The organism is Staphylococcus gallinarum, from assembly GCF_000875895.1.
Classification (GTDB): Bacteria; Bacillota; Bacilli; order Staphylococcales; family Staphylococcaceae; genus Staphylococcus; species Staphylococcus gallinarum.
In genome coordinates, this window is sequence record NZ_JXCF01000036.1 from 1 (window position 1) to 1,005 (window position 1,005).

Genomic DNA, 1,005 nt, shown 5'->3' on the forward strand with positions numbered 1-1,005 from the left:
AGAGGTAGATAAATAAAAAACGCCACTCTAAAAATAGAATGGCGTTCAAAATCTTTAAAGAAATGTTTTAAGTATATCTAATTTAATTATACCCACATTTATGCCGAGAAAACTTATTGGTTGGAATGGGCTATGTGTTAGCTAACTTGATTAGCGTGTTGGGTGGAGTTGATTTGGGATTAATCCCAATGAAACACCAACACAACAACACATAAAGCCCTGTTGGTTCCGACCAATAAGGAAATTGGAATAAAAAATAAATTGAGTTAATGGTTTAGGTTTTAGGGCTAACTTCACGAAGTGATCTGTTAGCCCTGTTTTTGTATTTTGCTTTAGAATTTATCAAATTTAGTTGGAAAATGGGGGGCTACTACGACCCCCCATTATTGAGCCCAGTGCCAACACTTCGCAATAATCATGGTTTAAACCTACTGGCACAAGGGATACAAGCATTTTAAAACGACCAACGTTTGTTGGCGATTTTTCCAACTTTTCAACAAAATGTTTCCAAAAGGCATATAAATGTTGCACTATAGACAAATATAATATACACTATTTTTAAGATGTTGGTAAAAGGAGAGATTAATATGGTTGTATCTGAAGAAAAGAAACGAGTAATGGTTTCTTTAACGAAAAAGCAAGTTGAGATATTGGATAATTTAGCAAAAGAAAAAGGTTTTTCAAAATCAACAATAATTGCGTTAGCACTAGAAGAATATAAGAAAGGAGAAAAATGAGCATAAAAAAAGAGCGCCTGTGGAAAGGATACGCTCTCTTGAATATATGCTTATATTTTCAAAGGTAATTATATAACATGACTAAAAAAATAACAAAGGCTAGAAACTTTACGTTTATTATTTATCCAGAAAGTATACCAGAAGATTGGGAACTATATTTAGAAAAACTTGATGTTCCAATGGCGATTAGTCCGTTACATGATAAAGACGAAACGGAACGTAAAATTGAAGATTTAACCGAAGATGAACAAGTAATTATAAATAACGG

At 32.6% G+C, this 1,005-nt stretch carries 2 protein-coding genes; both read left to right on the forward strand.

Annotated elements, in window-relative coordinates:
- The first annotated feature begins 587 nt into the window (after nt 1-587).
- Nucleotides 588-737 carry a ribbon-helix-helix domain-containing protein gene (locus SH09_RS12255; protein ID WP_042739943.1) on the forward strand — a complete coding sequence of 50 codons (150 nt, stop codon included), beginning with the start codon at nt 588-590 and terminating at the stop codon, nt 735-737.
- Between the two features lie 77 nt (nt 738-814).
- Nucleotides 815-1,005: Rep family protein (locus SH09_RS12260; protein WP_042739944.1), on the forward strand; the 191-nt coding region annotated here is incomplete at its 3' end.